The following is a 17,493-nucleotide window of genomic DNA, read 5'->3' on the forward strand; positions in this document are numbered from 1 at the left end:
TCCCGCAAGGCGGCCCGGCCGCCTTCGCGGGATGCAACGTTGAATGATGAACTTGGCAATGGAAAAGACGGTCGCGCTCGGCATGGTGCTCGCGGCCGCGCTGTGGGCCCTGGCGGCCTGCAACAGTACCGACCCGGCGGCGGCCAAGGGCGCCGTCGCGGCGCGTCCCCAGGTGCTGAGCCTGCCGGCCCAGGTCGGCCAGTTGGCCTTCTTCGACAAGCGGCTCTCGGGCGGCGGCAACATGTCGTGCGCGAGCTGCCACGACCCGCAGTACGCCTATGGTCCACCCAACAGCATCTCGGTGCAGCTCGGTTCCGACATCGCGCAGACCGGCGCGCGCGCCGTGCCTTCGCTGCGCTACCGCGAATCGACGCCGGCCTACGACGACAACGCGCCCAACCCCGACGGCGTGACCTCCGAATCGCCGGGCGGCGGCTTCATGTGGGACGGCCGCGCGGCCACGATGGCGGCGCAGGCCGCGCTGCCGCTGCTCAACCCGGTCGAGATGAATGCCGCCTCGAAGGAGGCGCTGGTGAAGGCGGTGCGCGAGGGCGGCTATGCGGCGCTGTTCCAGCAGGCCTTCGGCGCCAGGGTGTTCGACGACACCGACCAGGCCTTCGATGCGCTCGGCAAGGCGATCCAGGCCCTCGAGACCGAGGACCTGAGCTTCCATCCGTACAGCAGCAAGTACGACCTCTATGTCTTCAACAAGATCGGCGGCGTGCTGACGCCCGCCGAGCGGCGCGGCGAGGTGCTGTTCCACAGCAGCGGCGTCGCCAACTGCTCGGGCTGCCACTACACGGGCGCCAACTTCAACGGCAACACCGGCCTCATGAGCGACTTCACCTACCAGGCGCTCGGCGCGCCGCGCAACGACCGCTCGATCCCGAACAATCCCGATCCGATTCCGGCCAACGACGACCCGAAGTACTTCGACATGGGCCTCTGCGGTCCCTTCCGCACCGACCACATGCCGGCCACGGCGGACACGGCGAACCCCTACTGCGGCATGTTCAAGGTACCGGTGCTGCGCAACGTGGCGACGCGCGGCAGCTTCTTCCACAACGGCGTGTTCCATTCGATGGAGCAGGTGCTCAACTTCTACAACACGCGCGACACCCATCCCGAGTACTGGTATCCGGCCGACAAGGACGGCAGTGGCGCGCCGCGGGCGAATCCGGCCTGGGCGCTGCAGCCCACGGCCGTGCCGGGCGCGACGGTGCGCAAGTACAACGACCTGCCGCGCGCGCAGCAGGGCAACATCGACGAGGAAGTGCCGCTGGGCACGGGCGAGGGCGGCGACAAGACGCTGGCCAGCGGCACCCAGCCACGCACGCCGGGCTCGGCGCCGGCCATGACGCCGCAGCAGATCGCCGACCTGGCCTGCTTCCTCGGTACGCTGAGCGATGGCTACCAACCCGGCGCCACGCCCTCGGCCTCCGACAGGTGCGCGAAATGACGGCCCCGCGCTCCAGCCCCTGGCGGCGCTTCGGCATCGCCGCCTGCCTCGCGTTGCCGATGGTCTTGCTCGCTGCCTGCGGCAACGAGGAGGCGCGCCTGCCTAACCGCGACAACTTCACCGCGGCCGCCGCCGACTACCTCGCGCAGCGCGGCCACGTGTGCCTGGCCAAGTACGACTGGCCGATCAAGGTCGCGACCGGATCGAACGCGCCCGACGCACAGCAGATGCCGCTGCTCGAGAAGCTGGGCTTCGTGACCGGCAAGGACGTCGCGGCCGCGCGCGAATACGCGCTGACCGACACGGGGCGCCAGCACTATCTGCAGGTGCCCGTGGTGGTGCGCACCACCACGCAGACCGTCGTGCATCCGGGCGACCTCTGCGCGGCCACCTTGAGCCTCGACCGCCTGGTCGGCTGGGACCCGCCGCAGACCCGCGACGAGCGCACGACGACTTCGCTGCTCTTCACCTACCGCATCGCGCTCGATCCCTGGGCCGCCGCGCCCGAGGTGCAGCAGGCCTTCCCGCTGCTCGCGCGCGCGATCCAGCGCGAGGGAACGATGCAGATGCGCCTCGGCGTCCACCTCACGCGGCGCGGCTGGGTCGCGGACGAACTCGACCTGCACTGAGCCCCGCCTTGGCTACCCGATACCTCCACCAGAACCCCATGAATCTCCGTTCCTCGCTCCAGACCCTGACAACCCTCACGGCGATGGGCGCGCTCTGCGCGCTCGCCGCCTGCAGCGCCGGCCCCGACGCCAGCGCCCCCACCGCCGAGAACCTCGCGGCCCCGCTCGATGCCTACCTGGCCGAGCGCGGCGACATCTGCCTCGCGATGTTCGACTGGCCGATCGACCTGACCGAAGCCGAGGCCGGTTCCGGCGCGCGCCATGCGGTGCAGTTCCCGGTGATGGAGAAGCTGGGCCTGGTGCGCAGCACCATCGTCGCCGCACCCAAGAGCGCCGAGAACCCCGACGGCGCGGTCAAGCGCTTCGAGCTGACCGACGAGGGCCGCAAGTTCTACAAGCCGCATTCGCATGCCACCCGCGATGCCGAACATGCCAACGACTTCTGCGTGGCGCACCTGCAGCGCGAGAAGATCGTCGACGTGAAGCTGGCCGGCACCGACGCCAGCCATCCGATGGCCGTGGTGAGCTACACCTACCGCATCGAGCCGGCGCCGTGGATGCAGGACCCCGACGCACAGCGCGTGTTCCCGATGGTCGCGCGCATCATGAATGGCGCCAACGGCCCGCTGCAGCTGCGCCAGGGCTTCACGCGCGGCGACAAGGGCTGGGTGCCGCACCTGGGTCCCGTCTGAGCAGTGACACGGCCATGAGCACCGTCGTGCGCTTCTCCCCCGAACTGGGACGCTGGCTCCAGGGCATGCTCGATGGCGGCCAGATGCCGCAGGCGCTGGTCGCCACGATGCGCGGCAAGGGCATGAACGAACGCGCCGCGCAGGCCATCGTCGCGGCCCATGTCGATGCGCGGCAGCGCGGCGCGGCGATGCCGGTCGATGCCATCGAGCTGCCGGATGCGGGCGCCGCCCGGCCCGCGATGCGGCTCGCAGCGGGCACGCGGATCCAGGCCATCGACCGCGAGATCGTCGTGCATGCGCGCGGCGAGGACCCGGTCCATGCCTCGCTGGGCAACGTGATGGATGCCGAGGAGTGCCGGGCCCTGATCGAGATGGCGCGGCCGCGCCTCGCGCCTTCCACCCTGGTCGATCCGATGAGCGGGCGCGACGTGGTCAGCGACCGGCGCGCGAGCTGGGGCATGTTCTTCCGCCTGGCCGAGAACGAGCTCGTGGCCCGCCTCGACCGCCGACTGTCGGCGCTGATGAACCTGCCGCTGGAGAACGGCGAGGGCCTGCAGTTGCTGCACTATCCGGAGGGCGCGGGCAGCGAACCCCACCACGACTACCTGGCGCCGAGCAACCTGGCCAACCGCGAATCGATCGCGCGCAGCGGCCAGCGCGTGAGCACGCTCGTGACCTACCTCAACGACGTGCCCGAGGGCGGCCAAACCGTCTTTCCGCAGCTGGGCCTGGCGATGTCGCCGATTCGCGGCAATGCCTGCTACTTCGAGTACGGCGACGACGAGGGCCGGGTCGACGCGCGCTCGCTGCACGCGAGCGCGCCCGTGGCACGCGGCGAGAAATGGGTCGTGACCAAGTGGATGCGCGCGCGCCGCTTCGTGTCGGCCGGCGAGCTCAGGCCGGCGCGTTGATCGGCACCGCCACCGGGCTGCGCTCCGCGAACTGCCCGTTCCAGTACGGGTAGTACGGATAGGGCGGCGCGATCGCGCTGGCCGCGTCGAGCCGCGCCATCTGCGCGTCGCTCAGTTGCCAGCCGAGCGCGCCGAGGTTCTGCGTGAGCTGCGCCTCGTCGCGCGCGCCGATCAGCACGCTGGCCACCGTGGGCCGCTGCAGCAGCCAGTTGAGCGCGATCTGCGCATGGGTCTTGCCGGTCTCCTCGGCCACGATGTCCATCGCATCGACGACGCGGTAGAGGCGCTCGTCGTCCACCGGCGGCGCGAAGCCGGCGGTCTCGTGCAGCCGGCTGCCCGCGGGCAGCGGCTGGCCGCGCCGGATCTTGCCCGTGAGCCGGCCCCAGCCCAGCGGGCTCCAGACGATCGCGCCCACGCCCTGGTCCAGGCCCAGCGGCATCAGCTCGAACTCGTAGTCGCGCCCGACCAGCGAGTAGTAGGTCTGGTTCGCCACGTAGCGCTCGAGGCCGAGCCGGTCGGAGGCCGCGAGCGACTTCATCAGCTGCCAGCCCGAGAAGTTCGACATGCCGATGTAGCGCACCTTGCCCGACTTCACGAGCGCATCGAGCGTGCCCAGCACCTGCTCGACCGGCGTCATCGCGTCGAAGGCGTGCAGCTGCAGGATGTCGATGTAGTCGGTGCCCAGCCGCCTGAGCGCGGCCTCGGTCGCGCCCACCAGGTGGTGGCGCGAGGCGCCGACCTGGTTCGGGCCGTCGCCCGCGCGCAGCGAGAGCTTGGTCGAGACGATGGCCTTGTCGCGCCGGCCCTTGAGCGCGGCGCCGAGGATGGTCTCGGAGGCACCGTTCGAATAGACGTCGGCGGTGTCGAACAGGTTCACGCCGGCATCGAGCGCGATGTCGACGATGCGGCGCGCGCCGTCGGTGCCGGTGTTGCCCCAGGCGCTGAACAGAGGACCCTGTCCGCCGAAGGTGCCGGCGCCGAAACCGAGGGCGGGCACCTTGAAGCCCGAGCGGCCGAGAAAGCGTTGTTCCATGAGAACTTCTCCGTTGTTTGAATGGGGGGATGGATCAGGCACGCACCGAGGCGCAGTCGCCCGGCAGGGTGCGGTCGCCGCGGCGGTCGAGCGCGCGGCTCCACAGCGCGATCGCGAGGCCCGCCACGGTCAGCAGCGCCGCGGCCCAGCCCAGCGCGCGCAGGCCCGGGCCATGGTCGATGACCACGCCGCCGGCCCAAGCGCCGAGTGCATTGCCGAGGTTGAAGGCCGCGATGTTGAGGCTCGAGGCCAGGTTCTGGCCCGCGCCCGAGGCCTTCTCGAGCACGCGCAGCTGCATCGGCGCCACCGTGGCGAACGAGGCCACGCCGAGCAGGCCGACGAAGACCACCGCCGCGATCGGCGTGCCGATCGCGAACTGCATGGTGCCGAGCACCACCGCGAGCACGGCCAAGGTGCCGAGCACCGCGGGCATGGTCGCGCGGTCGGCCAGCCGACCGCCGAGGATGTTGCCCACGGCCAGGCCGCCGCCGAACACCAGCAGGATCGGCGACACCGCCGATTCCGGCAGGCCCGTGACCTGCGTCAAGAGCGGCTGGATGTAGGTGAAGACGGCGAACACGCCGGCGAAGCCGAGCACCGTCATCGCCAGGCCCAGCAGCACCTGGGGCCGAGCCAGCACGGCGATCTCCTCGCGCAGCGGCGCGGGCTTCGCCTCGCCCTCGACGCGCGGCACGAACACGGCCAGCACCGCGAGCGCCACGAGGCCGATCAGCGCCACGGCCCAGAAGGCCGCGCGCCAGCCGAAGTGCAGGCCCAGCCAGGCGCCGAAGGGCACGCCCAGCAGGGTGGCGGCGGTCAGGCCGGTGAACATGATGGCGATGGCCGAGGCGCGGCGTTCGGGCGCCACCAGGCCGGTGGCCACCACCGAGCCGACGCCGAAGAAGGTGCCGTGCGCGAGCGAGGTGATGACGCGCGCGCCCATCAGCAGTTCGTAGCTGGGTGCCAGCGCGCAGGCGATGTTGCCGAGCGTGAAGATCGCCATCAGCGCCAGCAGCACGGTCTTGCGCGGCAGCCGGCGGGTGGCGATGGTGAGCAGCGGCGCGCCGACCGCGACCCCGAGCGCGTAGCCCGAGATCAGCAGGCCGGCGGCCGTGATCGAGACCTGGAGGTCGGTCGAGACCTGCATCAGCAGGCCCATGATGACGAATTCGGTGGTGCCTATTCCGAAGGCACCGGCGGTGAGGGCGAGTAGAGCGATGGGCATGATGCCCTGTACTGTGCGGACGAAGTCCCTCGTTGACTAGAATGCCGCCGGTCAATGCACTTGTGAATTCAACTCACAAACCGAATCCACCGGAGAACACGCCATGCCGCGCATCGAGGTCAACCGTTCGGGCGAGATGGAGGCCTTCGTGCAGGTGGTCGACGCGGGCGGCTTCTCGGCCGCCGCGCGGCTGCTGGGCATGACGCCATCGGCCGTCAGCAAGCTGGTGGCGCGGCTCGAGGCGCGGTTGGGCATCCAGCTCGTGCACCGCTCCACGCGCAAGTTGCAGCTCACGCCCGAGGGCCTGCATTTCTACGAGCGCAGCCACCGCGTGCTGGCCGACATGGACGAGGCCGAGCGCTGCGCCGCCGCCGGTGCCGCACCGCGCGGCCGGGTCAGCATCAATGCCAGCGTGTCCTTCGGCCACCACATGCTGGTGCCGCTGGTGCCGAAGCTGATCGAACTGCATCCGCAGATCACGCTCGACATCGCGCTGACCGACCGCATCGTCGACCTGATGGACGAGCGCGCCGACATCGCGATCCGCTGGGGCCAGCTGCCGGCCTCCGACCTGGTGGCGCGGCGCATCGGCGACACCAGCCAGACCCTCCTGGCCGCCCCGTCCTACCTCGCGAAGTACGGCACGCCGCGCACGCCGCAGGAACTCGAGGCGCACAGCCGCCTGGGCTGGACCTACCGGCGCAGCGCGCCCGACTGGCCGTTCCGTATCGACGGCCGGACGATCCTGCTGCCGGTGGCCGGCCCGGTGCGCGCGGGCGATGGCGAGACCCTGCGCCACCTCGCGATCGCGGGCGCGGGCATCACGCGGCTGTCGCTCTATCACACGCAGCACGACATCGACGCGGGCCGGCTCGTGCCGCTGCTCGAGGAGTTCAACCCGAACGAGGTGGAGCCGATCCACGCGGTCTACATCGGCAAGGCCGGCACCCTGCCGGCGCGGGTGCGCGCGGTGCTCGACTTCCTCGTGGCCTGTTCGGGCGTGGGTGGCGGGCGCTACACGCGCAGCCGCACGGCGCCGATGCCGGGGAAATCGGCCGTCACCTGATCGCCGCGCGCGCAGGGCAGCAGGCCGATCCAGGAACCGGTGGTGACGACCGTGCCGGCCGGTACGCTTTGGCCATGGCGCGTGAGATGGCGCAGCCAGATCGGCAGCAGCCAGGCCGGATCGCCGAGCGGATGGCTGCCTTCGCGCACCACGGTGTTGGCGTCGCCGATCCTGGTTTCGCAGCGCTGCGAGGCCCAGTCGATGGCGGCGAAGGGCCGCCATTCGCCGAGCACCAGCGCGCCATGCACCTGCGAGTCGGCCAGCCGCAGCAACGGCGTGGCGGCCTCGCGGTCCTGCCAGCGCGCATCGCAGACCTCGATGGAGACCGTCATGGCATCGACCAGCGCGGCCGCGTCTTCATGGTCGAGCGACGCGGCCTGTGCCGGCGTGACCTCGCGGCCCAGGCGCAGCGCGATCTCGGCCTCGATGCCGGGCTGGTGGAACACGAGGTCGGAACAATCGGCCGGGCTCTGGCGCACGCCGGCGGGCGGCAGCGGCGCATGCGTGAGCGTCGCATTGCGCGAGCCGCCGCCGGACTTCCAGCAGCCGGGCAGGGTGCCCGCGTCGAACCAGCCGAGTGCCGCGGCCACCGCGTCCTGCACCGCGTAGGCCTCGGCGGGCTCGTGCAGCGTGTCGAGCCAGGGCACGGCATCGAGCGTGCGGTTGGCGCGGCGCGCGGCGACGAGGGCGTCGGCCAGCGCGGAAAGAGAAGGGGGCAGGGTGGTCGTGTGTGCGTTCATGCCGCCGATCTTCTCAAGATTCGACGCGCACGTTGCCGTCCTTCACCACCTTGGCCCACTTGGCGATCTCGGTGTGGATGAACTGCCTGAACTTGTCCTGCGAGCCGCCGCCGTCCTCGGCGCCGTAGGTGTCGAGCTTCTCCTGCACGTCGGGCATGGCGAGCACGGCATTGACGTCGCGGTTGACCTTCTGCGCGATGGCGGCCGGCAGCTTGCCCGGGCCCGCGAGGCCGTACCAGGTGGTGGCCTCGAAGCCCTGGAAGCCCTGCTCCTGCATGGTCGGCACGTTCGGGTGGCCCTTGGCGCGCTGGGTGCGCGTCTGCGCCACGGCGAGCACGCGGCCGCTCTTCACGTGCGGCGTGGCGGCGGTCATGGTCTCGAAGCTGTACTGGATCTGCCCGCCCATCAGGTCGGCCAGCAGCGGCCCGCTGCCCTTGTAGGGCACGTGCAGCGCATCGACGCCGGCCTGCAGCTTGAACATCTCGAGCGCCAGGTGCTGCGCCGAACCCGCGCCGGCCGAGCCGAAGCTCAGCGTGCCGGGCGCGGCCTTGCAGGCGGCCACGATGTCCTTCACCGTGAGCGCCTTCTGCGCCGGGCTCGCGATCAGCAGGTTGGGCGTGACGCCCACCAGCACGATCGGCACGAAGTCGCGCTCCACGCTGTAGCGCAGCTTGGGCTGCAGGCTGGGCGCGAGCGCGTGGCTGTTGATGTGGGCCATCAGCAGCGTGCTGCCGTCGCTCGGCTGCTGCGCCACGTAGTCGGCGGCGAGCACACCGGCCACGCCGGCCTTGTTCTCGACGATCACCTGCTGGTTCCACATCTGGGTGAGCTTCTGCGCCACCACGCGCGCCAGCGCATCGGTGCCGCCGCCCGGCGGGAAACCCACCACGATGCGCACCGGCGCGTTGGGCCAGTCCTGCGCGAACAGCCGGGGCACGCCCAGCGTGGCGGCCGCGGCGGTCGCGGCCTGGATCAGGGAACGTCGTTGCATCGTGCTTGTCTCCGTGGATGGATGGGGGTGTCGGATGCGGGGCGGGAAGGGCGCATGTCCGTGCGGCCCTCGCGCCGAGGCCGCCGCGCCGTTCGAGCGGCGCGCTGCGGCCTGGAATCGATCGAGGCTCCCTGTGTCGCTAGGCGGCCTTCTTCAGCGCCACCGGCGCGGCCGCGTGGCTCGCGAAATGGTCCATCGCCGCCTGCACGCCGCTGCCGGCCAGCTTGATGCCGGTGAGCTTCATGCCCATCTCGACACCCGCGACCATGGCCACCAGCGTGAGGTCGTTGCTGTCGCCGAGATGGCCCATGCGGAACATGCGGCCCTTGAGCTTGCCCAGGCCCGTGCCCAGCGAGAGGTCGAAGCGCTGGTGGATCAGCCGGCGCAGCGCATCGGCATCGACGCCCTCGGGCGTGATCACGCCCGTGAGCACCGGCGAATAGACGGCCGGGTCGGCGCACTGGATCGGCAGGCCCCAGGCCTGGACGGCGGCGCGCACGCCCGCGGCCCAGCGGCGGTGGCGCGCGAACACGTTGTCCAGCCCTTCGCCCAACAGCATGTCGAGCGATTCCGAGAGGCCGTAGAGCAGGTTGGTGTTGGGCGTGTAGGGCCAGTAGCCGTCCTTGTTCATCTCGACGATCTCGTCCCAGGCCCAGAAGGCCTTGGGCAGCTTCGCGCCCTTCGATGCCTCGAGCGCGCGCGGCGAGAGCGCGTTGAAGCTGATGCCCGGCGGCAGCATCAGGCCCTTCTGCGAGCCGCTGACCGTGACGTCCACGCCCCATTCGTCATGGCGGAAATCGGCGCTCGCGAGGCCCGAGATGCTGTCGACCATCAAGAGGGCCGGATGGCCGGCCGCGTCGATGGCCTGGCGCACCGCGGCGATGTCGGAGGTGACGCCGGTCGAGGTCTCGTTGTGCACCACGCACACGGCCTTGATCTTCTTCTCGGTGTCCTTGCGCAGCCGTGCCTCGATCAGCTCGGCCTGCACGCCGCGGCGCCAGCTCGGCGCGTTGGGCAGCTGGTCGTCGCTGCCCGCGTAGGCGAGGAACTCGGTCGACACGCCCAGGCGCGTGGCCATCTTCTGCCACAGCGAGGCGAAGTGGCCGGTCTCGTACATCAGCACGTGGTCGCCCGGGCTCAGCGTGTTGGCGAGCGCGGCCTCCCAGGCGCCGGTGCCCGAGGCCGGGTAGATCGCGACCGGGTGCTTCGTCTTGAAGATCTGCTGGATGCCGCCGAGCACCTTCAGGCCCAGCGTGCCGAACTCGGGCCCGCGGTGGTCGATGGTGGGCAGGCTCATGGCCCGCAGGATGCGGTCGGGCACCGGGCTGGGGCCGGGGATCTGGAGGAAGTGACGGCCGGTGGGATGGAGGTCGAGTTGCAGCATGGCGGGTCCTTTCGGCGCCAGTTTTGCATTCAAAATTCATTTTGTTCTGCTGGTTTACCCTCAATATCAAAGGTTGTAGCTCTTCTTTTTTGCATTCAAAATGCAATCACGAGGCCCAAAGAACGCATCCCATGACCGCCGAAATCATCGAAATCTCCCGCCTCGCGCTGCACGACCAGGTCGCGGCGCGGCTGCGCACCATGCTGGTCGAAGGCCTGATCGCGCCCGGTGCCAAGCTCAACGAGCGCGAGCTCTGCCTGCAGTTGCGCGTCTCGCGCACGCCGCTGCGCGAGGCGATCAAGCTGCTCGCGGCCGAGGGCCTGGTCGACCTGCTGCCCAACCGCGGCGCGGTGGCGGTCAAGCTCACCGAGGCCGACGTGATCGACACCTTCGAGGTGCTGTCCATGCTCGAGGGCATGTCGGGCGAACTGGCCGCGCGCCGCATCACCGAGGAGCAGCTGTCCGAGGTACGCGCGCTGCACTACGAGATGCTGGCCTGCTATGCGCGGCACGACCTCTCGGGCTACTACCGGCTCAATGCGCGCATCCATTCGGCGATCAACGAGGCCGCGGGCAACCCGGTGCTGTCGAACACCTACCGCTCGATCAATGCGCGCGTGCAGTCGCTGCGCTTTCGCACCAACCAGAACGAGGCCAAGTGGAAGAGCGCCGTGGCCGAGCACGAACAGATGATCGAGGCGCTGGCCGCGCGCGATGCCGCCGCCATGCGCAAGGTGCTGGTCGCGCACGTGCTGCGCAAGCGCGACACCGTGCTCGAGCTGCTGCGCGAGGGCGAGATCTATCCGCCCGCGAAGAAGACCCGTTCCAAGGCGCCCTGAGCGCGCTGTCCCCCCAAAGAAAAACCCCCGATGCTCATCGAACCCGCCAGCCGCATCCAGCCCGCCGGAACCGTCCTGCCGCCCAACGACACCTGCGAGGCGCTCGCGCGCCGCCTGCGCGCCGAGACGCAAGGGGAGGTGCTGTTCGACGCCGGTTCGCGCGGCCGCTACGCCACCGACGCCTCGATCTACCAGATCACGCCGGTCGGCGCCTTCGTGCCGAAGACCGAGCGCGACATCGCCACCGCCATCGACATGGCGCGCGAGCTCAAGGTGCCGGTGCTCGCGCGCGGCGGCGGCACCAGCCAGTGCGGCCAGACCACGGGCGCGGCGCTGGTGATCGACAACAGCAAGCATTTCCGGCGCGTGCTCGACCTGGACCTCGAAGCGGGCACCGCCACCGTCGAGCCAGGGCTGGTGCTCGACCACCTCAATGCGCAGCTCAAGCCGCACGGCCTCTGGTATCCGGTCGACGTGTCGACCAGCGCCCAGGCCACGCTCGGCGGCATGGCCGGCAACAACTCCTGCGGCTCGCGCTCCATCGCCTACGGCAACATGGTGCACAACGTGCTCGGCGCGAGCGCCTGGCTGTCGAGCGGCGAGCTGGTGGACTTCGGGCCCGTGGGCACGCTGGGCGTGCGCGCCGCGGGCATCGCGCAGTTCGTGCGCGGCCTCGCGCGCCAGCACCGCGAGGCGATCGCGGCGAACTGGCCCAAGGTGATGCGCCGCGTGGCCGGCTACAACCTCGACATCTTCGACAACCAGAGCGAGAAGCCCTACACGGCCGACGGCAGCGTGAACCTCGCGCACCTGCTGATCGGCGCCGAGGGCACGCTGGCCTACACGCGCAGCCTCACGCTCAAGCTGGCGCCGCTGCCGCGCGCCAAGGTGCTGGGCATCGTCAACTTCCCGACCTTCCATGCGGCCATGGATGCCGCGCAGCACATCGTCAAGCTCGGACCCACCGCGGTCGAGCTGGTCGACCGCACGATGATCGAGCTGAGCCTCGCGAACCCGGCCTTCAAGCCCACGGTGCAGACCGCGCTGATCGGCAAGCCGGCCGCGATCCTGCTGGTGGAGTTCTCGGGCGCCGAGAAGGCGCCGCTGCTGCAGGCGCTGGCACGACTGGTCGAATTGATGGGCGACCTGGGCCTGCCGGGCAGCGTGGTCGAGATGCCCGACGAGGCGCGCCAGAAGAACCTCTGGGAGGTGCGCAAGGCCGGCCTCAACATCATGATGAGCCTCAAGGGCGACGGCAAGCCGGTGAGCTTCATCGAGGACTGCGCCGTGCCGCTCGAGCACCTGGCCGAGTACACCGACGCGCTGACCGAGGTGTTCGCGCGCCACGGCTCGCGCGGCACCTGGTACGCGCATGCCTCGGTCGGCACCCTGCATGTGCGGCCGATCCTCGACATGCGCGCCGATGGCGGCGCCAAGATGCGATCGATCGCCGAGGAGGCCTCGGCGCTGGTGCGCAAGTACAAGGGCGCCTTCAGCGGAGAGCACGGCGACGGCCTGTGCCGCGGCGAATGGATCGAGTGGCAGTTCGGGCCCGCGATCAACGAGGCCTTCCGCGCGATCAAGCACAAGCTCGATCCCGTCGGCCTGTTCAACCCCGGCAAGATCATCGACCCGCCGCGCATGGACGACGGCGCGCTGTTCCGCTTCGCGCCGCCGACCGCGCCCAGGCCCTATCGCCGCATCGAACTCAAGCCGGTGCTCGACTGGTCGGCCTGGAACGTGAATGCCGACCCGGTGACCGAGCAGACCTCCGCGCCCGGCACCGGCGGCGACAGCACCGGCGGCCTGGCCAAGGCGGTCGAGATGTGCAACAACAACGGCCACTGCCGCAAGTTCGACGCCGGCACCATGTGCCCGAGCTACCGCGTCACGCGCGACGAGCAGCACCTCACGCGCGGCCGCGCCAACACGCTGCGGCTGGCGCTGTCGGGCCAGCTCGGCCCCGATGCCTTCACCGGCGAGGCCCTGCACGAGACCATGGACCTGTGCGTGGGCTGCAAGGGCTGCAAGCGCGACTGCCCGACCGGCGTGGACATGGCCAAGATGAAGATCGAGTTCCTGGCCCACTACAAGCGGCGCCACGGCCACACGCTCAAGGACCGGCTGGTGGCGCGGCTGCCCGACTACGCGCACCGCGCGAGCCGGCTGCCGTGGCTCCTGAACCTGCGCAACAGCGTGCCGGGCGCCGCCTGGCTCGGCGAGAAGCTGCTGGGCTTCTCGGCGAAGCGTTCGCTGCCGGCCTGGCGCGGCGACACCTTCTGGCGCGCCAAGGACCGCGAGCCCGGCCTGTTCGCCGACCGCGACACCGTGCTGGCGATCGCGCGGCGCGGCGGCAAGGCCGCGGTGCTGTTCGTCGACACCTTCAACGGCACCTTCGAGAGCGAGAACGCGCTCGCGGCCGCGCGCGTGCTGCAGGCCGCGGGCTATGTGCTGCACACGGTCGAGAAGCGTGGCGCGCACCACTGCTGCGGCCGCACCTATCTGGCCAGCGGCATGGTGGAGGAGGCCCAGCGCAAGGCCGAGGCCCTGATCGATGCCTTGCTGCCGCTGGCGCGCGCGGGCGTGCCGGTGGTGGGCCTCGAGCCCTCGTGCCTGCTCACGCTGCGCGACGAGACCCTGGTGATGGGCTTCGGCGAGAAGGCCGAGACCGTGGCCAAGCAGGCGCTGCTGTTCGAGGAGTTCGTCGCGCGCGAGGTCCGCGCCGGCCGTTTCGAGCTCGCGCTCAAGCCGGCCGAGGCGCCGATCCTGCTGCACGGCCACTGCCACCAGAAGGCCTTCGGCGCGGTGAGCCCGGTGCTCGAGGTGCTGAAGCTGATCCCGGGCGCCGCGCCCGAACTGATCGAGAGCTCGTGCTGCGGCATGGCCGGCAGCTTCGGCTATGAGGCCAGCCACTACGAGGTCTCGATGCGCATGGCCGAAGCCAGCCTGTTGCCCGCGATCCGTGCCAAGCCCGGCGCCATCGTCGTGGCCGACGGCACGAGCTGCCGGCACCAGATCGCCGATGGCGCGCAGCGCGAGGCGGTGCACGTGGCGGTGCTGCTCGAGCGGCTGCTGGTGCACGCGGACGCCGCGGCGCACTGAGCGGCGGCCGTCGGCGGCCCCCTTCGCGCGTGCGGCGCCCCATGCCTCGGGGCATTGAATTCTTCAATGAATTCTCGTAAGTTGATTGTCAGTGGCGATGCAAAGAATCCGCCCGCGCGACGGATCCACCTCGCGTGCGAACCGCAACGCAGTTGCGGAAAAGAAGAATCGGAGACAACCATGACCATGCGAAAGCATGCGATGGCCCTTGCACGCCCACTGGTTTCGTTCGCGGCGCCGCGCGCACCCTGCCGGCCTCGTCCACCTCGCGCGCGCACGGTCCGGCTCGGCGTGCTCGCCATCGCCTGCGGGACGATGGCCGGCTGCGGCGGCGGCAACGACGGCGGACGGATCGCTGCCGCATTCGGTCCGCCCGGCGACGCGCCGGTCGCGGTGCCCTTGCCGGTCACGAGCCTGAACACCCTGCGGGGTGCGACCCGCGACGTGTCGGTGAACTTCCACGAGGGCACCAACATGGCGGCTGCGCCGTCGCCCGATGGCCGGCAGGTCGCGTTCACGGCCCTGGGGGCGCTCTGGATCATCCCGATGGGCGGAGGCAACGCCAGGCGCGTGACGGGCTGGGAGATGGAGCCGACCGCGCCGGCCTGGTCGCCCGATGGCCAGTGGATCGCGTTTCAGAACTACGACGCCGAGGGCAACTACCGCCTCTGGGTCGTCAAGCCCGATGGCGCCGAGCTGCGGCGCGTGACCGGCGGTCCCCACGACGATCGCGAGCCGGCATGGACACCCGACAGCCGCAGCCTGGTCTTCGCCTCGGACCGAGGCAACGACGGGCAGTACAAGATCTGGCGCGTCTCGCTCGCCGGGACCGACTATGCGGCGCTCACCACGGGGCCCGGTGCCGAGAGCAACCCAGCGGTGTCGCCCGACGGCAAGCAGCTGGCCTTCGTGGCCGGGGCGGCCATCCATACGAAGCGCATCGACGGCGGCGAGCCGCCGATGCGTGTCGCCACCGGCACCATGCCCGCATGGACGCCGGACGGGAAGGGCCTGGTGTTCCAGAACGAGCGCCGCGCGCTGACGGTCGGCGGCCAGGACGTGGCCGCGGGCGAGGACCTGTTTCCGTTCCCGGTGCGCCACCTGGCGGATGGCCGCTTCATGTACACGGCCGACGGGCGCATCCGCATCCGCGACGCGAAGGGCGCCGAGCCGACCAGCGTGCCTTTCGGCGCGACGCTGACGGTGCGCCGGCCCGTGCCCGGGCAGGGCAAGGACCACGGCTTCGACATCATGGGTCCGCAGCCGGTCCGCGGCATCAGCGCGCCGGTCATCTCGCCGGACGGGCGCAGCGTGGCCTTCGTTGCGCTCAACGACGTCTGGGTGATGCGGATCGGCCAGGCACCGGTGCGCCTGACCCACGACACCGCGCGCGACGCCGGTCCGCAGTTCACGCCCGACGGGCTGTCGGTCTACTTCTCCACCGAGAAGGACAACGCGGGCGCGCTGGCCATCGACCAGATCGAGATCGGCTCGATGAAGCGCACGAGGCTGGCCGCGGTCCGCGCCCAGTCGATGTACGCGCCGAAGATGTCGCCCGCCGGGGATCGCATCGCCTACAGCACCAGCGCGGGGCAGATCGACATCTGGGACATGGCCTCGCGCACGTCCCGCAGCGTCGTCACGGCGAGCGGGCCGCTGGTGAGCCGGCCGTCCTGGCTGCCCGACGGCAAGAAGGTGCTGCTGGTCGACAACGAGCGCGTGAACAACCGCTTCCGCGAGGGCTACAACAAGCTGCGCGTGATCGACATCGCGGGCCGGACCAGCACCCTCCACGCGGTGGCCGAAGCGCCGCGGCATGTCTCCGACCGCGACGAGGGCGCCGCGAGCGTCTCGCCCGACGGCACCAAGGTCGCCTTCATCATGGATTCGGTGCTGCACGTGATGCCGCTCCAGCCGAGCGGCGCGCCCGCGGGGCCGGCGGTGGCGATCACGCGCGAGGCGGCCGACCTGCCGTCGTGGGCGGGCGACTCGCGCACCATCCTCTACAAGGCCGCCGACAAGCTCAAGACCATCGCCGCCGACGGATCGGGCGCGACGGACGTGCCGGTAACGCTCTCGTGGACGCAGGCGAGCCCGAAGGGCACGACGATCGTGCGCGCGGGGCGCCTGTGGGACGGCAACAGCGAAAGCCTGCGCAGCGACGTCGACATCGTGATCGAGGCCAACCGCATCGTCGCGATCCGTCCGCACGACCCGGCGGCGGCCCGCGCCGCGGCGCGGTTCATCGACGCGTCGGCGCTCACGGTGATGCCGGGCCTGTGGGATTCCCACTTCCATGCGCTGGATGTCGGATTCGGCCAGGTGGCCGCATCGATGCTGGCCTATGGCGTCACCTCGGTGCAGTCGGTCGGGAACGCGCTGCACCAGGGCATCGAGATGCGCGAGGCGCTCAACGCCGGCAAGCTCGTCGGGCCCCGCCTGTTCGCGTCGTCGCAGCTGCTGGAAGGCAACCGGGTCTCCTATGGCTTCTCGCGCACGCTGCGTACGCCAGAAGTGGCCGACCTGGAGATCGCCAAGGCCAGGACGATGGGCGTCGACTACCTGAAGTCCTATGTGCGCGCGCCGATCCCGGTCATGGCGAGGATCGCGCAGGCCGGGCTCGACATGGGCGTGCCGACCGGCACGCACCTGGTGGCACCGGGCGCGGCCGCCGGCATCGGCGGCACCACGCACCTGTCGGCCACCGAGCGCATGGGCTACGGCTGGTCGAAATCGACTGGCGGCATCAGCTACCAGGACGTGCACGACCTGTACGCGCAGGCCGGCATGCCGCTGGTCGAGACCTCGTTCGCCTCGTTGGCGCTGGTGGGGCAGGACGCGGCGATGCTCGCCGACGAGCGGGTCGGGCTGCTGATTCCGCCGAGCTTCCTGCCGGCCCTGGCCGGCACCGCGGTGCCCGGCGAGCGCATGCTGCAGGCGGTGCGCCAGGAGGCGGAGCAGGTCGCCAAGGTCCGGCGCGCCGGCGGCTGGCTGGCGATCGGCTCCGACACGCCGCTGGTGGCGCCCGGCATCGCGCTGCACACCAACCTGCGCGCGGCCGGCCTGGTGGGGTCGAACCACCAGGCGTTGCGCAGCCTGACCATCGACGCCGCGCGGATGAGCCGGGTCGATGGCGACCTGGGCACCGTGGAGGTCGGCAAGCTGGCCGACCTGGTGATGGTGCGTGGCAATCCGCTCGAGGACCTGAAGGCGGCGGCGGCCGTGGAGCACGTCATGAAGAACGGCGTGAGCCTGTCGCTGGCCGAGATCCTGGCGCCGTTTCGCGCGCCGCCGGTCCTGGCCCAGCGCCGCCAGGCGGTCGAGGTCCTGGCCCGGCGCTGCCGCGTCGAACCGGGCGACTGCGCGAGCATGAGCCACGGGCACTGAGTGGCCGCGACGGGCGCGACAGCGCGGCGGCGCCG

The 17,493-nt window shown here is 70.8% G+C and carries 13 protein-coding genes; 8 read left to right on the forward strand and 5 right to left on the reverse strand.

The features are described 5' to 3' along the window. Positions 1 to 58 precede the first annotated feature (58 nt). From ACODT0_RS14260 to ACODT0_RS14275, 4 genes are read left to right on the forward strand one after another with little or no spacing between them, the layout of a single operon-like run. The gene (locus ACODT0_RS14260) at positions 59 to 1,459 is read left to right on the forward strand and encodes a cytochrome-c peroxidase (RefSeq protein ID WP_489041540.1); all 1,401 of its coding nucleotides are present in this window, start codon (positions 59 to 61) and stop codon (positions 1,457 to 1,459) included. Next, entirely contained in the window at positions 1,456 to 2,088 is a 633-nt protein-coding gene (locus ACODT0_RS14265) for a hypothetical protein (protein ID WP_261205675.1), read from the forward strand. Before ACODT0_RS14260 ends, ACODT0_RS14265 begins: the two co-directional genes overlap by 4 nt. A gap of 38 nt (positions 2,089 to 2,126) precedes the next feature. Beyond that, a complete protein-coding gene (locus ACODT0_RS14270) occupies positions 2,127 to 2,780 on the forward strand; it encodes a hypothetical protein (RefSeq protein ID WP_296736921.1) in 654 nt (217 codons plus the stop codon). Between the two features lie 14 nt (positions 2,781 to 2,794). Next, positions 2,795 to 3,691: a 2OG-Fe(II) oxygenase gene (locus ACODT0_RS14275; RefSeq protein WP_489041541.1), complete on the forward strand. Its 897-nt coding sequence runs from the start codon at positions 2,795 to 2,797 to the stop codon at positions 3,689 to 3,691. Here ACODT0_RS14275 and ACODT0_RS14280 read toward each other — a convergent pair. Both ACODT0_RS14280 and ACODT0_RS14285 read right to left on the reverse strand, forming a co-directional pair. Next, the gene (locus ACODT0_RS14280; RefSeq protein ID WP_422096957.1) at positions 3,675 to 4,724 is read right to left on the reverse strand and encodes an aldo/keto reductase; all 1,050 of its coding nucleotides are present in this window, start codon (positions 4,722 to 4,724) and stop codon (positions 3,675 to 3,677) included. The genes ACODT0_RS14275 and ACODT0_RS14280 overlap by 17 nt on opposite strands. A gap of 34 nt (positions 4,725 to 4,758) precedes the next feature. Beyond that, entirely contained in the window at positions 4,759 to 5,949 is a 1,191-nt protein-coding gene (locus ACODT0_RS14285; protein ID WP_489041542.1) for an MFS transporter, read from the reverse strand. Positions 5,950 to 6,052: 103 nt separating this feature from the next. Here ACODT0_RS14285 and ACODT0_RS14290 point away from each other — a divergent pair, with 103 nt between their 5' ends. Further along, on the forward strand, positions 6,053 to 7,015 hold the full coding sequence (locus ACODT0_RS14290; RefSeq protein ID WP_261205680.1) for a LysR family transcriptional regulator: 963 nt from the start codon (positions 6,053 to 6,055) through the stop codon (positions 7,013 to 7,015). Here ACODT0_RS14290 and ACODT0_RS14295 read toward each other — a convergent pair. From ACODT0_RS14295 to ACODT0_RS14305, 3 genes are all read right to left on the reverse strand, one after another. Then, entirely contained in the window at positions 6,964 to 7,755 is a 792-nt protein-coding gene (locus ACODT0_RS14295; RefSeq protein ID WP_489041543.1) for a 2-keto-4-pentenoate hydratase, read from the reverse strand. The two genes, ACODT0_RS14290 and ACODT0_RS14295, sit on opposite strands and share 52 nt — an antisense overlap. A gap of 13 nt (positions 7,756 to 7,768) precedes the next feature. Further along, positions 7,769 to 8,746 carry a Bug family tripartite tricarboxylate transporter substrate binding protein gene (locus tag ACODT0_RS14300; RefSeq protein ID WP_261205682.1) on the reverse strand — a complete coding sequence of 326 codons (978 nt, stop codon included), beginning with the start codon at positions 8,744 to 8,746 and terminating at the stop codon, positions 7,769 to 7,771. A gap of 139 nt (positions 8,747 to 8,885) precedes the next feature. After that, positions 8,886 to 10,130, reverse strand: a complete 1,245-nt coding sequence (locus ACODT0_RS14305; RefSeq protein WP_057594796.1) for a pyridoxal-phosphate-dependent aminotransferase family protein — start codon at positions 10,128 to 10,130, stop codon at positions 8,886 to 8,888. Positions 10,131 to 10,261: 131 nt separating this feature from the next. Here ACODT0_RS14305 and ACODT0_RS14310 point away from each other — a divergent pair, with 131 nt between their 5' ends. The 3 genes from ACODT0_RS14310 to ACODT0_RS14320 all read left to right on the forward strand — a co-directional run bounded on the left by ACODT0_RS14310 (position 10,262) and on the right by ACODT0_RS14320 (position 17,458). Continuing rightward, positions 10,262 to 10,969, forward strand: coding sequence for a GntR family transcriptional regulator (locus tag ACODT0_RS14310; RefSeq protein ID WP_261205684.1), 708 nt, complete (start codon positions 10,262 to 10,264; stop codon positions 10,967 to 10,969). Between the two features lie 30 nt (positions 10,970 to 10,999). Next, positions 11,000 to 14,071, forward strand: coding sequence for an FAD-binding and (Fe-S)-binding domain-containing protein (locus tag ACODT0_RS14315; RefSeq protein ID WP_489041544.1), 3,072 nt, complete (start codon positions 11,000 to 11,002; stop codon positions 14,069 to 14,071). A gap of 180 nt (positions 14,072 to 14,251) precedes the next feature. Beyond that, positions 14,252 to 17,458, forward strand: a complete 3,207-nt coding sequence (locus tag ACODT0_RS14320) for an amidohydrolase family protein (RefSeq protein ID WP_489041545.1) — start codon at positions 14,252 to 14,254, stop codon at positions 17,456 to 17,458. Positions 17,459 to 17,493: the final 35 nt, after the last annotated feature.

It is taken from the genome of Variovorax sp. FG153 (genome assembly GCF_057809595.1).